The sequence below is a fragment of the Prosthecobacter fluviatilis genome (genome assembly GCF_042655725.1).
Lineage (GTDB): Bacteria > Verrucomicrobiota > Verrucomicrobiia > Verrucomicrobiales > Verrucomicrobiaceae > Prosthecobacter > Prosthecobacter fluviatilis.
Map to the genome: position 1 here is coordinate 630,813 of NZ_JBHSMQ010000004.1, position 21,920 is coordinate 652,732.

A 21,920-nucleotide genomic window follows, 5' to 3' on the forward strand; every position below is an offset into this window, starting at 1 on the left:
GCCATGATCCTGCACTTCGATGCGGATGCATTCTTTGCCTCAGTGGAGCAGGCGGCGGATACCAAGCTGCGCGGGCGTCCCGTCGCCGTCGGTGGTGAGCGACGCGGCATCATCGCCTCCGCCAGCTACGAGGCACGGCGGCTCGGCATCTACACCCCCATGCCCACCGCCCGGGCGCGCAAGCTCTGCCCCAGCCTGATCGTCCTGCCCGGCGATTTTGACAAATATGAGCGCTTCTCGCGCCTCATGTTCTCGTATGCCTATGACTTTTCCCCGCTGGTCGAGCAGGCCTCCATTGATGAGTGCTACCTCGATCTCTACGGGGCCAAGCGCACCCGCCCTGGCGATGCCGCCGCCACCATTCAAAAGGCCATCGCCCAGAGCCTGAAACTCTCCGTTTCCGTCGGCGTGGGTGCCAACAAGCTCGTCTCCCAGATCGCCAGCAAGCTGCGCAAGCCCCATTGCTTCATCGAGGTCGAACCGGGGCATGAACAGGGGTTCCTCTGGCCGCTGGAAAACAAATGGCTGCCTTCCGTCGGCCCTCAGCTTGCTGCCACGCTCAACACCGCCGGACTCCGCCACGTCGAGCACATTGCCCGCACACCCGTCGAGGAGCTGGCTTTGCTGATCGGCAAGGGGGCCCCCGTGCTGCATGACTACGCCATGGGGTACGACACCCGCCCCGTGGTCTGTGACGCCCCCGAGGCCAAAAGCTACGGCGAACAGGAAACTTTCAGCCAGGACACCACGGACACCGCCTTCATCATCGCACGTCTGCGCGCCATGGCAGACACCCTCATGCGCCGCGTGCGGCAGGACGGCAAAAGCATCCGCACCCTCACCTTACGACTGCGCTACAACGACATGGATGAGGTCATACGCTCCACCAGCCTCGATGAACCGACCGATCTGGAGCCCGATGTCTATCCGCTGCTCACCGGCCTGCTCAAGCGCGCCTGGGAGCGCCGCGTGAGCGTGCGGCTCGTCGGCCTGCGCTTCAGCAAGGTGTATGAGACGGGTTTTTCCGCGATGCTCCCACTGGAGCAGTCGGACATCACCCGCGAGCGTCTGGGCAGGCTCGCCACTGTCGTGGATGCCCTGCGGCATGAAAACCGCAGCATCATGCGCGGACATGATCTCTGGCTCTCCCAGCACCGACACTCCCCCCGACAGACTTTGCCAAAGGCCCGGCTGGTCACTGATCCCACCGCCAGCGTGACCAATCGAGTCTTGCGCGAGCGCCCCGGCGCCGGCCCGCAGATCATCACGTGTCATGCGCCTCGTCTCGCCCTGCCCGCATTGAATGTGAAGAGCTGCTACAGCTTCCTCGATTCCACTCTCACCATCCCGGCCATCGTCGATGCGGCAGTCGCCCATGAGATGCCCGCTGTCGCGCTCACTGACCCCAATCTCCACGCCGCCGTGCCGTTTTTTCAGGCCGCCGCCGCCGCGGGGCTCAAGCCCATCATCGGCGCGGAGCTGAGTTGTGAGACGGAGCCGCTGCTCGCCTACGTGCGGAACACCCACGGATACCAAAATCTATGCCAACTGCTTTCAGTGGGTGACGGCAATGGCGTTACAAAACAACAGCTTTACTCTTGTTCTGAAGGCCTGGTCCTAGTACCCGCCACGGGTTTTAATGTAACGACTAAACCGATACGTTACCGCAAGCCCGAGGACCGCGTCTTCTTCGACATCCTGCAGAGCATGAAGACCCTCACCCTTCTGCATGAGACTCATCCTCAAAAGCGCCGGGGCGACTTCGCCTTTGATCCGCCGGCGGGGAGGGGCGAGCAGTCATACGCCGCCGCCGTGCAGGCTGCGCAGGACATTGTCGAGCAGTGCGAGTTCGCCTTTGATCTTAAAACCTTACGGTTTCCTCGTTACATTCCTGCGGATGGCAGCACGCCCTCCGCCATGCTGCACCAGCTCGCTCATGCCGGTCTGCGCCGCCGCTACGGCAGCCGGTCAAAACAACACCTGGCCCAGCTGCGTGAGGAGCTGTCCATCATCGCGGAGGTCGGCTACGAGGAGTACTTTCTCACCGTCTGGCACCTGCTGCAGGAGTGTGCAGGGCAGGGGATAGGCTGGATCACCCGTGGCAGTGCGGCGGACTCTCTCGTCTGCTACGCCCTGGGCATCAGCAATGTCTGCCCCATCCGCTTTGAGCTTTACTTCAAGCGCTTCCTCAACCGCGACCGCATGGCCCTGCAAAAGCTGCCGGACATCGACATCGACTTTGCCCATGACCGCAAAGACGACGTGGTCAGGCTGCTGCTCGACCGCTACGGTCCCGAGCACGCCGCCATCGTGGGCGGGTTCAGCACCTTCCAGGCCCGCTCCGCCTTTGGCGATGTCGCCAAGGTGCTGGGCGTCGCTGAAAACGAAATTCGCCGCCTTACCGAGCACATGCCATGGACTGACGCCCGACACGCGGCCGATGCGCTGGCCGTCTCGCGTGAGAGCGACCACTCCGCGTGGCAGGAGGAGCCGCTGCGCACCGCCCTGCTCATGGCGGGCATGCTCGATGGCCTTCCCCGCTACGCCAAGATGCACCCCTGCGGCGTCGTACTCTCGCGTGACCCCATCCGCACTCAGACGCCCACCTTCACGAGTAGCAAAGGCTGGCCCACCACCCACTTCGACATGGATGCCGTCGAGGCCGTCGGCCTCATCAAGCTCGACATCCTCGCCCAGGGCGGCCTCGCTGTGCTGCGGGACACCCAGATCACTCTTGGCGCCCAAGACCTCAAGCTGGACCTCCCCGCGCTGGAAGTCGGCGCTGCAGGCGGCACCGAGCACCCACCCCGGACAGGCGCAGTGCAGCCGTGGAGCGATCCAGGTGTCTGGCAGATGATCGCCACCGGCAACGCGCGCGGCGTCCATCACATCGAAAGTCCCGCCATGACCAGCCTCGCCTGCATGGCCGATGTGCGGGACATCGACCGCCTGGTCGCTATCGTCTCTGTGATCCGCCCCGGCGCGGCCAATGGCCTCAAAAAGGCGCAATTCGCCCGCCGTGCGCAGGGCCTCGAAAAAGTGGACTATACCCACGAAAGTCTCGCCCCCGTGCTACGCTCGACCTTCGGCGTCGTGGCTTATGAGGAGCACATTCTGCAAATCTGCGAGGCCTTCGCCGGACTCGCACCCGGCCGGGCCGACATCCTGCGGCGTGCGTTGGTCAAACAGGACGCCGCCAAGATCGCCGAGATCAAGACCGAGTTCATCGCCGCCGCCCGCGCTCTGTCGCGGGATGAACCTACCATCACCAAGGTCTGGGAGCTCGTCGCCGGGTTTCAGGGCTACGCCTTCTGCCGCGCTCACAGCACCGCCTACGCCGTCGAGGCCTATCAGGGTGCCTACGCGAAGCACTACCACCCCGCCGAGTTCATGGCCGCCGTGCTCACCAACGGCAAGGGCTTCTACTCCCCACTGGTCTATACCCTGGAATGCCGCCGCTTGGGAATCGGCTTTCTGCATCCCTGCGTCAACGTCCTGAGTGATGCCTTCACCGTCGAGGCCAGCAGCGCTGCACACGGCACTCCTGCGCCCTCCTTGGGCAAAGCCATCCGCATTCCCCTGCGCTGCATCAAAGACCTCAGCACCGCCACCCTCGAACGCTGGCGTATCGAGCTTGCCCGAGCCCCTTTTACAAGCGTGCGTGACTTCTGCCGGCGCGTCCACCCCGAAGGCCCCGATGCACTCAACCTCATCCGCACCGGAGCCTTTGACCGTCTCGGCGACACGCGCACGGCCCACTTCTGGCATTGCCTCCACACCAGCCGCGACCACAGCGCCGGCGCCGACTGGCTCCTGCGCGATGCCCCCGCTGACGAACTGCGCGCCACATTCCGCGCTGAGCCCACGCTCCTGCAGCGGCTCCAAGATGAATCCGCCCTCCTCGGCTACACCGTCACCGCCCACCCGCTCGACTGCTACCCCGAGGTGGACTGGCGCACCTACTGCCCCATTGCCGCACTGCACCGTTACCCCGGCCAGCGTGTCACCATCTGCGGCCTCATTGTTGTCACCCGCTCCCACCTCCAGCAAAACGGCCAGCCCATGAAGTTCATCTCACTCTGCGACCGCACCGGCATCGTCGAATGCGAAATCTTCGCCGCCGCCTACCGCGCCTACGGCCTCAACACCGTGCGCTATCCCGTCGTGCAGGTGACTGGGGACGTGAAGCCTTTTGAGAATGGCCAGGGGTTCACACTGGACGTGCGGCGAGTGGTCCAGGCGCGGGTGCGGTGAATTTGAGTTAATGGAAACTCATCACAGCGGAAGAGTCATGTATTCGAGCGGCATATGGAATGCCTGGCTAAGGTGCTCAAGATGCGCTCAGTTGAAAGCTTTGTAGCGGGGCAAACCGGTGGTTCTTCTTGGCCCAGTCCAGCAGGAAGGCAACGTCTGCGGGACGACCCCCGACTGACGGCCGAGGTTCCCCGGGCTGTGGGAAATTTGCGCGTACATCTGCTCCGGGGTGAAGGCTGGAACGGGCTGCGGAAGCGACTGGGAAGAGGCTGGCGAGGATGTGGGATGGGCTGCGGAGGGCTTCATCTGGGGCCAGCGTATCACTGGCACGCAGGAATGCAAAAGAGTGAGGCTCCATGTCCGTGGCGGCGGGGATCGGGAGAAGCTGCACCTGGCCCTGGCGGTTCGTGAGGAAGCTACTGAGGAGGTCCTGCAACGCCTGTTTGAGGGTAAGGACAGCGGAAATGCCGCCCAAGCCTTCTACGTGCCAGCTAGACGTGTCGTCGGCGGTTGGACAGTGACGAGACCTTTCGCAGGGATGTGATCAAGACCGAGTGGCTGGCGCGTGAGGTCAGGAGGGCTGCGAGACATCGCCGAAAAACCGCCCAAATCTCCTCAAAATACTGAATTTTCCTCGCGTACGCACGCGCGTGCGTGTGTGTGTGCGAGGCAGTGCCGTGAGTTATTGTTCGTGATTGTAATACAGTGTTCGTCCGTGGGTTCTTCGACATGCTACCCCAAGGCCTGTCTTTTCATCGCGGGGAGGGACAAGAATCCATCAAGATTTGCGGCGGATCAGTTTCCCACCCCCGGCACCTCCAGTTTCCACCACGATCTTTGGTGCAAGCTCGGAGAGTGCGGCTTCGATTTCTGGTTTGCTGGCGTTCCTGCCGAAAAGCTCGTGGATCTTGGTCATCGTGAGCGGGCCACTGCCTAGTGCTTCCCAGATTTTTGCCGCTTTTGCATTGGCGAAAGTTTCTGCAAAAATGTGCGCGGCACTGGCGTCGCAGTAACGCCAGAAGGAGAGGGCTGCTTCGAGATGAGGTCTGCAAATGAAGCGGGATTCATCAAGCAATGCCAGAATGAGGGCGATGCGCATGACTTGCGCTTCAGAGCGGGAAAGAATCTCCCCCAGGCGGCCTGGGTGGGGCTCACTGAGGTCTTTGTAAATTTCATGCCACAGAGTGCGTGCCTCTTCATCGCGCTGGATTTCACCACGTGTGGCGGCGGCATTCACGGCGGCGCTAAGTTGCGTGACCAATTCGGATGTGTCGGGTTTGCTGCCACCTTCCGGCAGGAGTTTGGAGCGGTCTGCGTGTATCCAGAGGCAGCGATTGGCAAGACCATTGCTCATTTCCACAGCGGCAAGAAGACGGTGTAGTTCCTGAATGGTGATGTGGCCGATCATGCTGATGTGTGCGCCTTCAACCTCGATTGCATCCTTGCGGCGCAGCACGGCAATTTTCTGGCCATCCCATGCCTGCCTGAGCAGTACAGAAACGGTGTTCCCCTCGCGCTTCATCACCTGCAGCACCTGGGCAAATTCCCCCTCCTGCAGGAGCAGGCGTTTGTCAGTGTCGTCTTCAAAAACCTGGGTGATGCCCTCGCCAGAGACGATGCCTGATTTCACCCGCATGGAGTACCAGATGGTATCGACTTCATCCAAAATGGATTTCACCTGTGCCCAGGATGTGCCCTTCCGGGCCTTTGCAGTGCGTCCGCAGATGATGGTAAACAGGTTCGTGTGGTGGCGAGAGCCATCTGCGAGAAAATAGGGCGAGGGCCCGATGAGATTGCCGAGGCCGGCGAGCAACTGCGCATAAAGTGCAGCCGGGTCAGCCTCTGTGCATGGCAGAATGCGCCGCACGATTTCGCCGGCTGTGCCGTAAAGTGCCGAGTCTGGCAGCACGGGTGGTTTGCTCCCTCCATACGAAAAGCACGAATTGCACGAAAAATCGGCCCGAACCGGGGTGGAGTTTTCGTGCTTTTCGTGCTTTTCGTTTTCAGGAATCAGGTGGGAAGCTTGGGGCAGGGGGGGCTCCGGCGGAGCCCAATCTTCAACCGGGGCGTTGTGCAGGTGGTTCTTGCCATGAAGAACAAGGACGTCCTTCGGATCTTTTGCGATGTTGGGTTTCGATCTCATGCAGTTGGGGTTTGATAGTCGGGTTTATGCTGGCAAATCCGCTTGGCCGTGCCGTGAAGGAGCGTGGCGGTTTCTTCGAAAAAGCGCTGGCCGGCGGGGTCGTTGTCGGGCCAGAAATGGACGTTCAGATCCGTGAACAGCGACACCCAGTCGGGATCGAAGCCATTGGCACCTGAAGTGGCCATGACACAGGTGCCCGCATGAAAGGGTTCGTTGAACCCGGCCTCGATGAGCGCTGCGGCAGTGCTTTCCGACTCTACCAGGTGCACATCGGTGATCGTGGACGCCGCGCGGCACAGCCAGTGACTGCGCCAGGGGCGGCGAAGTGCGCCAACCCGCCAGAATCGAGGCCCTACAGGGCCAAAAGGGGCTCGTATTTTGTATCCTCCATCGCCGATATAGACCAGCCTCGATTTGCTGAGCTTGCACTGGGTGCCATCTGCCTTGGTCAGGGGCAGGCCAGCTGGAACGATTCCCAAGGCGTCCAGGCAGGGCATGGTGAGCCTGCGGAGAGTCTCGGGAGAAAGCTGAAGCTCACGGGCAAAGGCCTCGCGCATCTGGTGGTCTTCGTATAGCCGGATGCGCCAGGGGGCAGTCAGGCGCTCCAACTCGTGGGCGCTGATGGCCTGGGAGGTCTTCGCCGGCTTTGGGGCCGGTTTTTTATGCACTGGTGAGGCTGGTGCTGTGGCGGGATTAAGGCCGGTGAGCACTGCGATTTCCGCACAGATGACTTTGAACTCGGCTTTCACACTTCTGCCTGAGCGTGCCGCGTGAAGGTCAATGACCGTGCCGCCGAATCCGCAGGGGTGGCAGAACCACTGCCAGGTTTCCCTCTTGAGTATGGCGGTGAAGGAAGGCTTGGTGTCTTGGTGTAGAGGGCAGAGTGCCGCAAGGCGGGTGCCGCCTGGGTGGAAGATCGGCGGGTGACCGATGGCGAATAGGTAGTCGGGCAGACGCTGTTTGAGCGTGTCCGCATCGAGGCGGGACGAGTTGTGCATGCGGGCGCAATTGTTCGTTGCGCCGGGGGGCTGATTCGCTTACTCTCCGCGTATCCACACGCGAGGCCGGGCGGGCGAAAGCTCCCCGGCTTTGTTATGCCTGGGCTTCGCGTTCGAAGCGCTCCACCTCGGGAAGGGCGAAGCGGACGCCGCGGCCGAGCATGGATGCTTTGATTTTACCCGCTTTGCGCCAGCGGCGGAGGGTCATCGGCGTGATCTTCCAGCGCGCAGCCAGATCAGCGGGGGTAAGGAAGTGGGCAGGGGTATTGGTGTCCTTTGCAGTGCTCATAGGACTCCTAAAGTTCCATCCTTTTCGTCGCCGTCACCTCAGCGAAATTAGCACCGGCCTAAGTGCTAATATTTTTCTCAGGAGACTTTCTCGCGGGCGCGTTTTTTTGCACGCGAAAGAGATGCTTGGAACGTCGCCATTTTCATAATGCGTCCATTCCCCCGTTGCAGTTCATCGTCCTTAACGATGAGTTTGTGCCCTTTAAACTCGGGGTCATCTTTTCCATCCAGCCACGAGAAGATTTGCGAGGCGGTAAGGCCTTTAAGACATGAATCTTGTAGATCGATAATCCATCTCAGAAACAACGAAGTTTTTTGCCCTGAATTGGCTTGTTGGGCTGCGAATTTGGTGAAACCCGAGCTCGAAATGATTGCCTCTGCCTGCGCAAGCCACCTCCCAATGAGAAACCCCTGGCGTAAGGCGACTTCCAAATCGAGCTCAAGATTGGGCCTGTATTTGAGGAGGGCGATGTTCGAAATCATCGCGAAAATGCGGTTTTTGGAGTCAATTAAAAGCCGTACTGGTAATGTGCCTTCGACCGAATGCGGGTATTTCGACATCTCTTCGAATTCACCTTCAAAGCCCTCAATAAATTTTACCCCGGTGGCGTACACCCTGGCGGCCTCAAAAAGGAGTTTTCTACCGAATAGCACACATCGATCTGCCAATGGTGTCTCGTCTTTGGTTCGCCAAACGAGAGGTGCTTTGTCAGGATCAAAGATCGTATTTTCCAGGGGAATTATCTGAAAACGTCGTCCAGGGGGTGTCTCTTGAGAAAATGTGAGAACCGCACCAACCTCACTAGGCCTCCAACAATGCCAAGCCTCGCCATTGGATACAGCGAGACATCTGACGTACTCAGGGATGAGCTGATTCGCTTTTATCGGCGATTCAGTTTCGAGTTCAGCATTGTCGAGCAAACCCGATTCTTTGACCCACCTCAGGAACATGGCATCACGTTTTGACCGGAGATTCACCTTGTCCGATTTGGACTTAAGCACAGATATATGAACACGCCCCCCTTCCATCCATGCGACTGCTCGTTTGCACGGGACCTGCAGTTGGCGGCATCTGCGTTGCTCGGTGTCGAGATCATATGCAACAGGTAGCTCCGATTCATCAGGAGCATTGCTCGCAAGGTCTGGCTTAATTTTGGGTTTCATAAATATTGTCAATTTAACTAGGTTATTTATTGAGATACTGTAATGTTTAGACCTAACATGAACCTCGCCTGATACTTCAATTGTCGGGTTGGATAAATTGAATGAGGGGGTGATGATGTTCTCCGGAAAACTCGTTGAGCAAGGATCCGAACATTTTGCTGTTATAGTGGCGATGTGTGCTCAGTTCCTTGAAGCAGAAACCGCCGGGGATCTCACTTCAAATACCTGCGATTGGGTCAAGGCACCCGCACGGGCGCGAACCTCATGTTTGCCTGGCGACAGCGGCCACATGAAGCCTGAATCTGAACCAATCACGGGCCGCCCGTCCACTTCCCACTCAAGCGTTACTCCCGGTGGGCTGACGGCCTGGAGCGGAAGGCACTGGCGGGCGGCGGGAATATGTGGGTCCAGTTCAAAAGAGGCACCCGCATGAGGACTGATGATGCGGATGCTTTCGCTGGCCTGCGCCACAGCCCCAAGAGTGTTGCTGGCGGAGCCGCACCAGACAGCAAACTGGCGGGAGGGCAGTACCAAAGCTGGCCCGTCAGTAGTGTCCTGCCACATGGTGTCTGCGCTCACCGTAGGCTCGGAGCCGGGCAGAAACCACTCGGGTGCCGTTTCCATGGTCTGCTTGCCGGGGCACAGTCCGGTGGTCTGGCATACCGGGGCCTGATGCAGCAGGGGGCCTTCATGCGGGGAGGCGATGCCGTGGTCACCGCGCTTGAGCAGTTCGTCCACGATGGCCCTCCAGAGAGGGGCCGAACCCGTGATGGAGGCCACCTCATCCATGCGCGCACCACGGATGTTTCCCACCCACACGGCAACGCTGTGTTCACGTGTGGCACCCACGGTCCAGGCGTCCCGGAAGCCGGAGCTGGTGCCGGTTTTGACAGGGATGCGCAGCCCTTCAAAAGACAGCGGTGAGTTCAGTCCAAAGGTGCGCTTGCGCGCTTGGTTATCACACAGAATATCTGCCAAGATGGTGGCGGCCGGCGGTGGACTTAGGCGGTGTCGTTTGACCGGCTGTGATTCCAGCCACCGTGGCGTCACCGCCATGCCTTCATTGGAAAAGGCAGCGAAGCAGGCCGCCAGTTCCAGAGGCCGCACCTCTACATTGCCGAGGATGAAGCCCGCGCCATAGGCGTCAAAGCCGCGGCGAAACTTCAGACCATACGACTGCAGCTCTGCGAAGACCTCGCGAGGTCCGAGGCGGGCGAGGGTGACGACGGCGGGAACGTTGAGTGAGCACGCCAGCGCTTCGCGCATGCGGACAGGACCCAAGAAGCGCAGGTCATAGTTCCGCGGATCATAGTCCGGGAAGGTGTCGCGGATGGCGTCCTGCGTGTCTGGCAGCAGGGTGGCGGCGGTGAGGCTGCGGGTGTCTACGGCCCTCAGATAAAGGAAGGGTTTGAGCGTGGAGCCTGCGCTGCGAAAGGTCGTTGCGGCATTGATCTGGCCCGCTGGGCCTGCTGGGTCCGCCGAGCCCACCATGGCGCGGATTGCGCCCGTGCGGGAATCCAGCACCACGGCCGCCGCATGGGTGGCACCTAGCGAACGAATGGTGCGAACTTGCGACTGTAGAAACAGGGTGACACTGCGCTGGAGTTCCAGATCCAGCGTGGTGGTGGTGGTGCCGGGGGGCGGCGGGTGGCGCTGGCGCAGGGAGGTGGTGAAATGGAATGCCTCAGCCGCCGGCGCGTGACGCGGCAGCACCGTCGGCGGAAGCACCGAAGCCAGCACCGCAGGAGGAAACACCTTTTGTCCAATGAGCTGATTCAACACCTGCTGAAAACGCAGGCGCGCGGCCTCCGGCCTCGACCAGGGATTGTAACGGGTGGGCGCATGCGGCAAGGCTGCGAGGAGGAGCGCCTCGGGGAAGGTGAGCTTGGCCGGCTTGCGGCCGAAATAGGCTTCAGCCGCAGCCTGTGCTCCCAATCTGCGGTTGCCAAAGTCCACCCGGTTGAGGTAGGCTGTGAGGATCTGCTCTTTCGTCCAGCGGCGCTCGAGTTTCAAGGCAGCCAGGTTTTCATATAGCTTGGCCCACAGGCTGCGCTTCCTGCCGGGCGTGGAGACTTTGATCAGCTGCTGCGTCAGGGTGGAGCCTCCGCGTGCAATGCGGCCTGAGCGAATGTTGGCCCACACTGAGGCGACCAGCGCCTGCCAGTCCACGCCATGGTGCTGGTAAAAGCGGTGATCCTCCAGCGCTACGATGATCACCGGCAAATGCGGGCCCAGCGCGTCCGCGCCACAGGGGTGCTGCACTCGGGCGCTTGTGGACGCCAGTTCCGCAATCACCCGCCCTTAGTGGTCCAGCAGTATGGGCGTGCCTGCCTGTGGCTTCATCAGGTCCTCGGGTAGAGAGACGCACTCACTCGTGGCATACAGGCCAAGCCAGGCCGCCGCCGCAGTGAGAATCAGGCCTGCCAGCCGGCGCATCCAACGCTTTCTACTCCGTTGCATAAGCCATGCTGTCCAGGCCCTCCGTGCGCAGGCTGCCGTCATAGAGGGAGCGAATGAGCGGGGCTGGCCAGTGAAATTCACCGGCGGCGTTTACGCGGGCCAGAACGCAATAGCGGTCTGCTGTGGCGCTGATGCTGTCAAAAACGAGCACCAGTCGATCATCCCGCCGCTCCACGCTGCTGATCTTCATCGCCCGGCGTTTGATGATGTCCGGCACGCGCAGGGTGTCCGCCAGAGTTGCCAAATCCGTGCCCAGAGGTTCCAGGCAGGCGGGTAGTTGATCATCCAGCTGCACAAAACGGCGGGTCTGCCCGGACTTGAACTCATAGGTAATGAGGACACGATCTCCGATGCGAAAAGGCGCGTCCTTGCTGCCCGTGCGGCTGGCCTTGGTCAGATTGATGCGGCTGCTGGCCATGACCAGACCTTGCTCTCCGCTCTTACCGGCTTCGTCTGCAGACCGGGACGATTGTGCCGTGAGGGCAGCCGACTCAGTGCCGCGCACTCGCAGCAGCCAGCTCCCGCTGGTGGTGCCCAGGCCCGGGCTCGTAAAATCCCGCCGCAGGGCATCCGCAGGCCGGTTGAACCAAGCAATAGTGGTGCCGTTTTCAGACACGGCATCAGGTCTGGGGCGGACTTCTGTGGCCGCAAGTTTGGCATGGGGGACAGACTTAATGATCGTGTCCAAGGCCATCAACCACCAGATGGCTTCCTGTGGAGCTATCGTGCCTGCGCTGGTCAGGGCGGCTTCGATCCTGGCCACCTCTTCGAGGCGCTGCTCGGGGCTCCAGGTGGCGCCCCGGGCAGTCGCGCGCGCCAGCAGGCAGACGCCCGCAGTGCGCATCGGCGTGGAATGGTCTGTGTCCCCAGATTCCATCGTGTCCGCTGACGGCGAGGCGGGTTCTTCCAGTTCATCCAGCAGCTCGGAGAGCTCCTCGTCACCCGTTCCAAGCCTCGAGAATGCAAGGACTAAAAATGCACGTCCTTCCAGGCCGATATCCTTTCGGTCGCGATAGAGGTTTGTGCAAATTCGAGCGAGGCTTTGATGATTGATCCAGTTGGGAGTCTTGGCCGACTTGGCAAAGCGTGCAAGCACGCTGCAGGCAAACGCTTTGCCCGCGGCGGTCAACGACGCATTTTTTTTGATCCCATCTTCCTCATCATCCTCATCAATGCTAGTCAGGGCGGTGTCCTCCACCCATGTGGTAATTCCTTCGAAAAGAGTTTGCGGCACCTCATGACCATCCTCAGCAGCGCTCAGCAGTGCCAGTGCGGAGAGCAGTGTTGCAAAGTGATCCGTCTTGCTGCCATCAGGGATGGCAGCAAGGCCGGGAGCCTTCCAGTCCGCCATGCGGAAGGCATCTATGGACTCTTTCACAACCCGTGCAGCATCGGCGTTGTCGGAACCCGGGGAAGGAGGGAGAAATTCTGCGAGACGGGCGGCCGTCAGCACCCGCAACAGGCGGGCTGCGTGCTCCAAGGTCAGGTGTGGCATTTCCTCAAAGCGCACCAGTTTGTCCAGCGTGGGCAACCAAGGGGAGGAGGAGACCAGGAGATCGCAACGCGCCTGTGTTGTCTGCGGCAGGCTGCTGTCAAGCTGGAGGGATTCCAGCGGCCCGGCGACCAGATGCTGGCGGTCCAGCACCGAAGGCCGCACTGGCAGCGTGATGGCGGCGGCATCCTCATGAGATTCCAAACCGAAACTGGCTTTGGCGCTGAAACCGATTTCCAGCGACGCCACACCGGGTTTCACGCGGGCGCGGTAGCTTTGCACGGTGCTGGCGGCGGTGGGGGAAAGAATAGAAGTCGCCTTCAACGGATCGAGTACTTCCATGCCTGTATCGGGAAGAAAGTTCACGCGGACGCCCTGTGCCTCCGGCGCGAAGTCCTGCCGAAGGGCCACGCGGCAGTGCAGCATATCCCCCTCTCTGACAAAGCGGGGCAGCCGCGGCTCCACCTGCAGGTGCTTGTGCTGGCGTAGCATGGTTTTGCCCACACCGGTAGCGGAGTCCTTGGTGGTGGCCACGGCAATGATGCGGAAGGAGGTCAGGTCTTCCGTAGCTTTGAATGAAAAGAAAGCCTGCCCTTTCGCATCCGTGCGCAGGGAGGGCTGCCATGTGGCCACCGGCTGACCCTTCTTGCGCACAACGGTGTTATGACCGCCTGTAACACCATCCCCAAGAATGTACCCCTTCTGCGATTCGGAGAGGTTCTCAAATGCAGAGGGTTCCCAGTCGCCGCCCAGTGCGGGGTAGGTCAGCACCTCGTGAGTGTTTGCCGAGAACCATTTGGAATGAAAGTCCGGGAGTGTCCAGCGGCCCATCTGCAATGTGGCCTCATCCACGGCATAGAGCAGAACTTCGGCGTCTTTCACCGGCTGCCCATCAGCCATGACACGTACATGACCGGTGACCTGCGCGCCTGGGGCCGTGGACCCGCCGGGGAGATCCAGCACCGGCTCCACCTGGAGTTCCAGCTCAGGTTTGGTAAGCCGGAAGGAAGTGAAACCAAAGCGCTCGGCAGGAAGAGTTTGGCCTTGGAATGGCCTGAGCAGGTGCACCGTCAGCCAGGCATTCGGAAACCACTCCGGTTTCATTTTAAGTTTGAAAGTCTCAAGGTTGGAGCGAAGCCGGATGGTCTCCGAGTGGAGTACTTTGTCCGTCTCAACACTGATAGTGGCGGTGCCGGCGTAAGGCGAGTTGATGGTAAACTTACCGGTTTCACCCGCACGGTAGAAGGGCTTGTCTGCCCGAACACCTAGGTCGTAAGGCCCATGAATTGGGGTTTCTGCATCCTCCCCGGTGGAAAACGTTGAAGCGTCACTCACCTGCGGGATGAGGGGATTACGGGGATCGTCAACGCAAGTAACATAATAACCCGAAGTTGGCACGGGCACATCTAGATCTATCGGCGTTTCGAGCTCCTTTTCCCACACTTTGTTGTAGAAGGGGCTGTTCTTGTAGCGAACCAGCCCGGAGGAAAGAGTTTCCTTCAAAGGCTTGTAATCCACCCGGTAGAGCCTGGCCCTGACGCGTTTTCCTGGGAGATGCTGATCGGCGTAATCAAAGCTGGCGATGTCGATGTGGATTCCTTTGGGTGCCTCTGAGGTATGTATGCCGAGGACGTGAGGCGATAATTGCACTCTGGAGGTGGCGCTGCCGTCATGTGCCTGGCCGTCCGTGGACACTACTTCCACGGACCAAGACACCCGGCAGCGGCCGTGAACACGTTCGGGCTTTACGGGCAGGGGTGATGAGATGAGAACCTGCCCTGTTTCGTTCGTTTCAGACTCTCCGCTGACGATGGCAAGAGGGGTGTCGTAATCTGTTCCAGCTCCTCCGTTGTCCAAATAACCCTCCCATCCGGAAAGAAAGTAAGCCTCACCAGGGCTGCGGCTCAACCCTCTGAGTTCCTTGTTGGGAGAGTCTTGGTCGAAAAAAAGATAACCGTTGTAATATCCATTCACATAAGTCGAGGCCTCCTCATCGAACATCCACCACTGGTTCATCCAGACAGCACGCCAGCGGACTTTGGCATGGGCGTTGGGAGCTCCATGGAACAAGGTGGACTGTACCTTGATCTGCGCCTGGCTTCCCGTATTTTCTTGAGGAGTTACGATCACGGAGAAAGCTGGTGGGCGCTCCTCACGCACGGAGATGGAGGTACTGTAGAACCCCCCGTCATCCTTTGGCGCGTCGGCCTCTGTCAGCCGCAGAGTGTAGCCACCCCAGGCTCCTGCTGGAATTTTCCACGAGCCATTAAAGGTGCCCATTTCATCGCTGCTGATTTTGCCTGTTTCTACGATGCCAGCATCATTAATAATCCTCCAGGCATACTCGGCGGGTTCTGGAATCTGCGGCATGACACCACCCTCCACGATGCGCAGGTAGCCCTTGAAATAAACGGTCTCACCCGGGCGGTAAACGGCACGATCTTTTACGACGGTGCAGACAGTGCCCGAGAACTCGTCTGCATCGGTGTCAAAGTGTGACCCAAAAGCTTCTGTCTCCCCGCCAGACCATAGGAGGTACTCGGTCAGTGTTTTGGCATCCAACGGATCGGCTAGAGCGTCCTGGGCGGTGAGTACTACGAAACTGTCATCTGCATCAGCGGCTCCGTCGGCATCGGTGCGCACCAATGTCCAGTCAGACTTAGGCGTGGAGCTCTGGTCGGGTTTGCCATTTTTGTCCTCTGGCAGTACGGTGGCCTCAGGCTCGCTTCTGGGGGTGATGAGCGCCAGGCCTGGAACGGGTTTCCCGGTGATGACATCCAACGCGTGGAAATGATGCGTTTCCGCCTCTTTGTGAACGAGTGTCCAGTCACCAACGGAAATGATGCAGCTGTTCCCCACTCGGCGGCCGCCGAAATCTTGCCCGGTGACTTCCAGCAGAAAGGTTCCTGCCTTCTGCCCCTGCGGCAGTTGCCATGTCACCTGGCGGTCCTTTTCAGCATCCACCTCATTCTCTGTGGAGGGGAAAGTGCCCTGCTGCAACGCCACAAGTCCGAAGTCTGCATGGCCGATTAGCAAATCCGCGTTTTCACCAAATGCCGCAGACCGCACCTTTTCAAACACTGCGAGCGGGATGGGCGCCACGCGCCAGGTGAGCTCTTTGGTATTTACCTGCCGGAGGTCGTAGCGTAGTGTGTCCGCCCGGGGTATGAAGCGCAAGTGGTCCGGCATAATGACGGCCGGGCGCTTACGCACAAATGTGACCGTTGATTTCCAAGCTTCAGTCAGTGGCTGACCGTTCACGGAACACACCGCCTTGCTCACGCTGATCTCATAGCTCTTGCCTTGCTCAAATGAGCCGTACGCCCTCAGACCATAGGTCCACGGTTCGATACGTAGCTTTCCTACGGACGGCGTGACGCTGAAGTTTTCTGGCACGGCTGTGCTGTGATCGAAGTTAAGATTGAACTCCAAATGGATGAAGCCTCCCTCTCCGGGATAATTGTAAGCTTTGGCTTCGGTAACGGCGAAGCTTTCACTCATGCCCAAGGCGATGGCACGCAAGAGCGGCTGTCGTGTCTCTTTTTTCTGTGCGTCCGGCAGGTGCTCGATGGCGAGCAGCCACTTTCTGCCGGGTGGCAGTGCAGTTTTGGGGGTAATGACCCAGCTTGAGCGGTTAGGAGTGATGGGCTGAAAGCTCTCATACACGACATGGACTGGGATGTTCTCTCCCGTCTCAGCATCGCGGAATGAAGTGCGTGCCTGTAAATCCAGTCCGGCGATGTCACGCGTGAACTCAATGCGATAAAAGGGCAGCGCGGGGATGTTGTCTTCACTTTCATCCTCCGAGTTCTGTTTTGAGGCCCGCTTTTCTTCATTGCGGTCGGTGTTCTCGGCGTCCAGCTCCCAAACTGTGTCAACCCATTCCTCTTCACCATCTGCGTTGTCGGCGCTCGAAAGCCGAAGCAAGCGGGTGACATCAAACTTGGCATGGGAAAAGACCACGCCAAAGTGTTCGGCTTTGACCGGCTTGCCCTCGAGATCGCGCAGATCGGCCCGCAAACTCACATGCCGCTGTGTTTTGAGCGAGCGCTGGTCAGATGACTCATAGTCCTCGATAGTGAATTCCCCCGTGCTCTCACTGGTCCAGGCGAATCTTCCTTCAAGCGGTGGATCAAAGACAAGGGGGGGGAGAGCGGCTTCTTTGTTCAGCATGAGTTCGTCCACCATAGGGCTGGGAAAACTGATGCGTAGCACCGTCTCTTCGGTTAGTTCGCCCCCGGGAGGGGTGAGGGTGATTTCCGGCTGGGCCGAAGCGGTACAAGCCAGGCTGGCCAGTCCCAGAAGCATGGATAAGAGCAGGTGTTTCATGCAGGTTTGTGTTTGAGTGTTGCTGGTTCGGATGTCGGTCGGCTGGAATCAGGGCGTCAGCAGTTTTTGGTCTGCCTCACGCCCTTGGCGGGCGCGCGCAGAGGTAGATTTGGTTGAGCGAGGCGGCTCAAAGAGCTGGCGCAGAGCGGAGATGCGCGGCGACTCAGGCCACTGGCGCTGGGCCACCTCCCGGGCCTCCTCTTCAAGTCCCGCATCCAGAAGAGCCAATGCATAGGGAATCGCAATGTTGATGTCTCCCGGGCTGCCAGAGAACTTCTGCCCGAGAGAGATGAGGGCGGGGAGTTGGTGTTCCAAATTCTCAAAGAAGGGCCATCGATCACGGATGCGCGGGTCGGCGCGGTTTTGCCCTCGGGCGGCTTTCATGTCCTCCACAGCGTTTTTGTAGTTCCGTAGATGCAGGGCTGCTTCCGCGCGGCGGCGGCGGGCTTCAGAATTGTCATTGGCAGCCAGCCATGCACTGAGATGCTTAGTTGCCTCTCCCCACTGCTTTTTGGTTTCAGCGGCAAGGGCCAGGCGGCTGGAAATCTCCACGGAGGAGGGGTGAAGCTTGTCCGCTTTCATCCAGGTCTCCTTGGCTTCGGCGGGATTTTTTTGCAGCCACAGTGCGTCGCCTTCCAGCACCAAAGACATCCAGGCGCTGGCGGGATCCTTCACGCGCCAAGCCAGGGCAGCGGCGGGCAGGGGCGCCCAGCTCCTGCCTGCCAGAAGCGCGGTTGTCCGTGCTTCTAGCCCCATGGCATCAGCAGGAGCCATCGTGAGCAGTTCGTCCGCCGCGGTCTTCAGAGTGAGCGAGTCGCTGCTGTCCGCATGGGAAACCTTTTCACCGCGCGCCTCCTGGCCCACGCTGTCCGGCATTTTGCTGAGGAGGATCTGCAGGCGATCTTTGGCGGTCTGAATGATTTCCTGCCGGTGGGTTTCCTCTTTAAGATCTCCGAGGGACGCAAAGTAGGCTGCCGCAGTGAGGACAAGCAGCACAGCGACAATGGCGGCAAGACCTTGGGTCAGCGCACCCGCCTTCTTGGAGCAGGTGGCAAACTCCAGTTCCTCATGACTAAGGATGGCCGAGTGCTGGGTTGCCAGTCGCGATGCATCTCTAAGAGGCTTGCCATACCACCACAGATAGGAGTATTTTTTTCCTTCCTGCCTCCAGATTTTGGCGGCATCTGCCACACGAGTGCGAAGACGGATTGTGGCCCCTTCCTTCCCGATCAAGCTCTTGAGCCGTGGCCACGCCTTAAACAGGGCTTGGTGGGAGACTGCGAGGAGGGCTCTCTTTTCATCCTTGGGATCTCCCGAGACGGTGACCAGACGCTGACGGATAAGGCCAGCGATCAACGCGGGTGCCAGAGGGTGGGCGTCTTCTACCCGGGCACGGTCCACCGTGCGCCGGACTGGCATGCTGTCTTTCTCATCCGGCAGGGCGACGAGGTGCGAAAAAACGGCTTCAAAGGCGGCGTCGATTTCGGGTAGTTTGTCGGCAAGGCGGACTAGGCGTCCGGGCAGATCATATTTCTGCCACAGGTCGTGGGTCAGTACGGTGGAGCCAGTGGCAGTGGCGGTCTGGTAAAGGAAATGAAGCAACTGCTGCAACTGCGGCAGGGCATCGCGGTTGGCTGTCATTTCCAGCAGGAGCGCCTCATTTAAAGGGCCTTTCTGCGGATCGGCGTTTTGTTCGAAAGTAATGCCGGCGAGCTCCGCAGGGCGGCGGATCATGAGGCTGAGCTCTGCATCCGTCGGGGGCCTTAGAGGATATACTGCTGAGCCGGCGAAAAGCGCTGGGGCGGCTTCGCGCAGAGCGTGAACGGCATCACTGCGGGCGGTCGCCACGATCCACACGACGCCGCTGCACGCCAGCATGTGCAGCGCGGCGGTGAAAGACGGCGCATGGGCAGACAAGAGTTCCATCTGGTCAACCGCCAGGACGACGCGGGTTTCCGGCAGTTTGATAAGGCCCTTGCTCTGCTGAATCTGGAAGGCCACGCGAAGCAGGGCGCTGGCGATGATCTTGTCCGGCTGCTCCTTCAAACTTTGGCCGGGCCGACGAAGGAGTTCCGTAAACCTTTCGACGGTGAGTTCGGAAGCTAGCTCCGGCAGGGCTGTGCTGGAGAAGACGGCTTTCGCGAGTGCAAGATAAGGATCCGCGACATCTTCTTTCTTTGTGAATGACAATAGCGCATGTCGCCAGACTGCCACCCCGCGGATGATGCCTGGTCTGACCATCCAGGCCAGAACGCCAGCGTGCAGCAGAGAGGACTTGCCAGTGCCGCTGCCGCCGGTGATGCAGAGGAAAGCCAGCTTGTCCTTCTCCCAGCGCTCCTGAATTTGGTTCAGCACCTCATCAATCGCACGAAGGCGGCCCTGAAAAATCTGGGACTGCTTAATCTCAAAAGGTGCCTCACCGACGTAAGGCCCCTCACCGGTCCACAAGGTGCTGGGAGCGATGACTGGCGCAAGGGGCTGATCTCCGCTCTTCAGCTTGGTCTGAATGTAGCGGATGAGATCGGATTGAAGACGCTCCTCAAACTCATCGAGTGTGTCGTAGGGTTTGAACGCCACTGCCAGCGTCTGGTCCTTGGGGTTTTCAAACCAGTTTTTGACAAAGACGCCCACACGTTCCCACTGCTCTTTGCGCTCCTGATAATCGCTGGCATCCAAAGGGATGAATGGTTTGCTGGTGCGGCGGTAGACCATCAAGTCTGGCCGCAGGTCCAGAATATCTATTAGAGCCTTTTCCTCTGCTTCACGCCGCTTGGCATCTCGGGCTGATTGAGCCTGCTCAAACTCATACTCAGTGCCTGAAAGGTAGCGTGAACCATCTGTTCTTATGTACTTCTCAGGCAGGGGAGTTCCCAGTCGAGACCACAGAAGACAAACTACGAGATCGAAGTCCGCCGGGTTCTTGATGTTGTCCTGAAAATCCCCATGAGCCAACATGGGCTCCAGCTCCCATACGTACTCTTCAAGCTCCGCCTGGTGGCGCATCATGTTACTCACGCGCTTAATGACTTCGCGAGTGAGTTCACGCTCTTTACCTACGTCTCCCGGGGATGAGATGAATATCCTGAATTTCATACGAAGACGAGTCACGCATCCAGCCGAAGCTAGGTGCAGATCCGATGTTTATCCTAAGCTGGTTACATTTCACAATAAAAAAATGCCCAGTTTACCAGCTTTAACCATTTTTAAAGCCGCAATCCGCTCTCCAGAGAGCTGAGCTCTGTCAAAAATTCTGCTCGAAAAGAAAGGGTTGAATTGGATGACAGTGCTTCGAATGCACTTGAACTCGGTGGCCTTGTTTCTGCGGCCCACAGAAAGTCTGAAGAGTCTCGTGTCGGCAGCACTTCGCCGAACCTCACTTTCCTATGTTCGCTGGAACTACACGTCACAATCGGCGCCGCTGAGATCAAAGCGACGCTCGGGCAAGTCTCTTTCGAGTCTGCAGGCATAGCAGGTTCTCAGGTCATTCATTGACCAGAATGTTCGATGAGAATTGGCGTGGTGGTTAAGTTGATTCATTTAATTGATAGTGCGGGCTGATACTTCAGTTTTCCGTCTGAGCTGCTAGCAACCCGGCGAATGCTTTGGGTGTGACAGTTTTTTTCTTGTCCGCGTAGATGGCGCTCGTGATGCGGATGTCCGAATGGCGGAGGTAGCGGCTCGCCTCGAAAATACCGTGTTCACTGGCGATGATGCTTCCAATTTCTTTCCGCATGGTGTGGAGCGGCTTCAGGGTGTCCACACCCTGAACTCTCAGCCACTCATTTACGCGCTCAAAAACTGCATTACAGCGGTAGCATCGGGACTTCCTTTCGGCACGTGGTGCATTTGGGCTCTCGATGACAAAGACTGACTTCGGAGCGCGGGCGCGGTAGTCTTTGAAGAGGGCGGCGGTGTCGGCGTCGAGGTCGATCTCGCCTGCGCTGTCTTCGCTCTTAAGTTGGTGGTATTCGGTGTTCTCAATGTGCAGAAGGCCACGACTGAAATCAAAGGTGCGCCAGAGCAAGTGGTCGATCTCTGAGCGCCGTAGGCCACAGACTAGTGCAAGGATGATTACCTTGAAGGCTTCCGGCTCGGATTCGGCCAGTTCCTCCTTGGCTCGGGCAAGGAGGGCGTATGCGTCCACTTTAGAAACATAGCGCAGGGATGGGCCTTTCTCCATGCCCACGTCATCGAAGGGCAGGGGACGCGGCACGGTGAGCTTCTGCTCCACAAAGGGCAGCACCTTTTTGCCAAACAACGCCTTGGCATTCCGAATGAGGGAATTGACCGTGGTGATGGCCCGGCGCTTGGCCAGCGGATCAGCCTCCGCCGCACGAAGACGGCGGTTTTTCCACGCCTGCACATCGGCAGGCAGCAGATTGGTGAGGGGAACGGCGTCCACGCTTTCACGCCATTCCTTCGTGCCGCCTTTGAAGGCGTCGAACTTCCGCCCGTCCTGAATGCCTGCCACTTCGGACACGACACGACGGAATGCCTTGGAATAGGCTTCCAGGGAGTGCTTGCGGGCGCTGGATGCGGCGCAGGCGGCTTCGATCAATGCGCCGACTGTCGCGGACTTGGGGGCCTTAGGGGCGCTCTGAGGCTTGTATGCCTGGATGGCGGCGTCCCAGCCCTCTGAGACGATCTGCGTCCAGATCTTTGCCGCCAGGACCGCTGCAGCTTCTTTATTCGCAGTGTTTAATGGGAAGCGCATTCGACGGTCATTATGCTTGATCTGAACACCGTAATGCGGCGAATCGCCACCGGTTGAACTGGCCGGTTTCTTCACCTT

The 21,920-nt window shown here is 59.4% G+C and carries 9 protein-coding genes; 1 reads left to right on the plus strand and 8 read right to left on the minus strand.

Annotated elements, in window-relative coordinates:
- Positions 1-3: 3 nt before the first annotated feature.
- Positions 4-4,254 carry a DNA polymerase III subunit alpha gene (gene dnaE, locus ACFQDI_RS14070; protein WP_377167734.1) on the plus strand — a complete coding sequence of 1,417 codons (4,251 nt, stop codon included), beginning with the start codon at positions 4-6 and terminating at the stop codon, positions 4,252-4,254.
- A 778-nt stretch (positions 4,255-5,032) separates the two neighbouring features.
- On the opposite strand, the gene ACFQDI_RS14075 is transcribed toward dnaE, so the two are convergent.
- The 8 genes from ACFQDI_RS14075 to ACFQDI_RS14110 form a co-directional block, all read right to left on the minus strand.
- Positions 5,033-6,397, minus strand: a complete 1,365-nt coding sequence (locus tag ACFQDI_RS14075) for a DUF3987 domain-containing protein (protein WP_377167737.1) — start codon at positions 6,395-6,397, stop codon at positions 5,033-5,035.
- Entirely contained in the window at positions 6,394-7,395 is a 1,002-nt protein-coding gene (locus ACFQDI_RS14080; RefSeq protein WP_377167740.1) for a CHC2 zinc finger domain-containing protein, read from the minus strand. The genes ACFQDI_RS14075 and ACFQDI_RS14080 overlap by 4 nt, the downstream gene beginning before the upstream one ends.
- Positions 7,396-7,489: 94 nt before the next feature.
- Positions 7,490-7,684 carry a helix-turn-helix domain-containing protein gene (locus tag ACFQDI_RS14085; protein WP_377167743.1) on the minus strand — a complete coding sequence of 65 codons (195 nt, stop codon included), beginning with the start codon at positions 7,682-7,684 and terminating at the stop codon, positions 7,490-7,492.
- A gap of 77 nt (positions 7,685-7,761) precedes the next feature.
- Complete coding sequence (locus ACFQDI_RS14090) at positions 7,762-8,847, minus strand: hypothetical protein (RefSeq protein ID WP_377167746.1); 1,086 nt, start codon at positions 8,845-8,847, stop codon at positions 7,762-7,764.
- Positions 8,848-9,027: 180 nt separating this feature from the next.
- The gene (locus ACFQDI_RS14095) at positions 9,028-11,142 is read right to left on the minus strand and encodes a transglycosylase domain-containing protein (RefSeq protein WP_377167749.1); all 2,115 of its coding nucleotides are present in this window, start codon (positions 11,140-11,142) and stop codon (positions 9,028-9,030) included.
- Positions 11,143-11,293: 151 nt separating this feature from the next.
- A complete protein-coding gene (locus ACFQDI_RS14100; protein ID WP_377167752.1) occupies positions 11,294-17,128 on the minus strand; it encodes an alpha-2-macroglobulin family protein in 5,835 nt (1,944 codons plus the stop codon).
- Positions 17,129-17,176: 48 nt separating this feature from the next.
- Positions 17,177-20,134: an nSTAND1 domain-containing NTPase gene (locus tag ACFQDI_RS14105; RefSeq protein WP_377167755.1), complete on the minus strand. Its 2,958-nt coding sequence runs from the start codon at positions 20,132-20,134 to the stop codon at positions 17,177-17,179.
- Positions 20,135-20,690: 556 nt separating this feature from the next.
- Positions 20,691-21,842: a tyrosine-type recombinase/integrase gene (locus ACFQDI_RS14110; RefSeq protein WP_377167758.1), complete on the minus strand. Its 1,152-nt coding sequence runs from the start codon at positions 21,840-21,842 to the stop codon at positions 20,691-20,693.
- Positions 21,843-21,920 lie beyond the last annotated feature (78 nt).

What these genes read in the sequence shown, in the direction of transcription:
- dnaE (WP_377167734.1), top strand. Translation starts at nt 4, where the DNA reads ATGATCCTGCACTTCGATGCGGATGCATTCTTTGCCTCAGTGGAGCAG.
- ACFQDI_RS14110 (WP_377167758.1), bottom strand. Translation starts at nt 21,842, where the DNA reads ATGCGCTTCCCATTAAACACTGCGAATAAAGAAGCTGCAGCGGTCCTG.
- ACFQDI_RS14100 (WP_377167752.1), bottom strand. Translation starts at nt 17,128, where the DNA reads ATGAAACACCTGCTCTTATCCATGCTTCTGGGACTGGCCAGCCTGGCT.
- ACFQDI_RS14075 (WP_377167737.1), bottom strand. Translation starts at nt 6,397, where the DNA reads ATGAGATCGAAACCCAACATCGCAAAAGATCCGAAGGACGTCCTTGTT.
- ACFQDI_RS14090 (WP_377167746.1), bottom strand. Translation starts at nt 8,847, where the DNA reads ATGAAACCCAAAATTAAGCCAGACCTTGCGAGCAATGCTCCTGATGAA.
- ACFQDI_RS14105 (WP_377167755.1), bottom strand. Translation starts at nt 20,134, where the DNA reads ATGATGCGCCACCAGGCGGAGCTTGAAGAGTACGTATGGGAGCTGGAG.
- ACFQDI_RS14080 (WP_377167740.1), bottom strand. Translation starts at nt 7,395, where the DNA reads ATGCACAACTCGTCCCGCCTCGATGCGGACACGCTCAAACAGCGTCTG.
- ACFQDI_RS14085 (WP_377167743.1), bottom strand. Translation starts at nt 7,684, where the DNA reads ATGAGCACTGCAAAGGACACCAATACCCCTGCCCACTTCCTTACCCCC.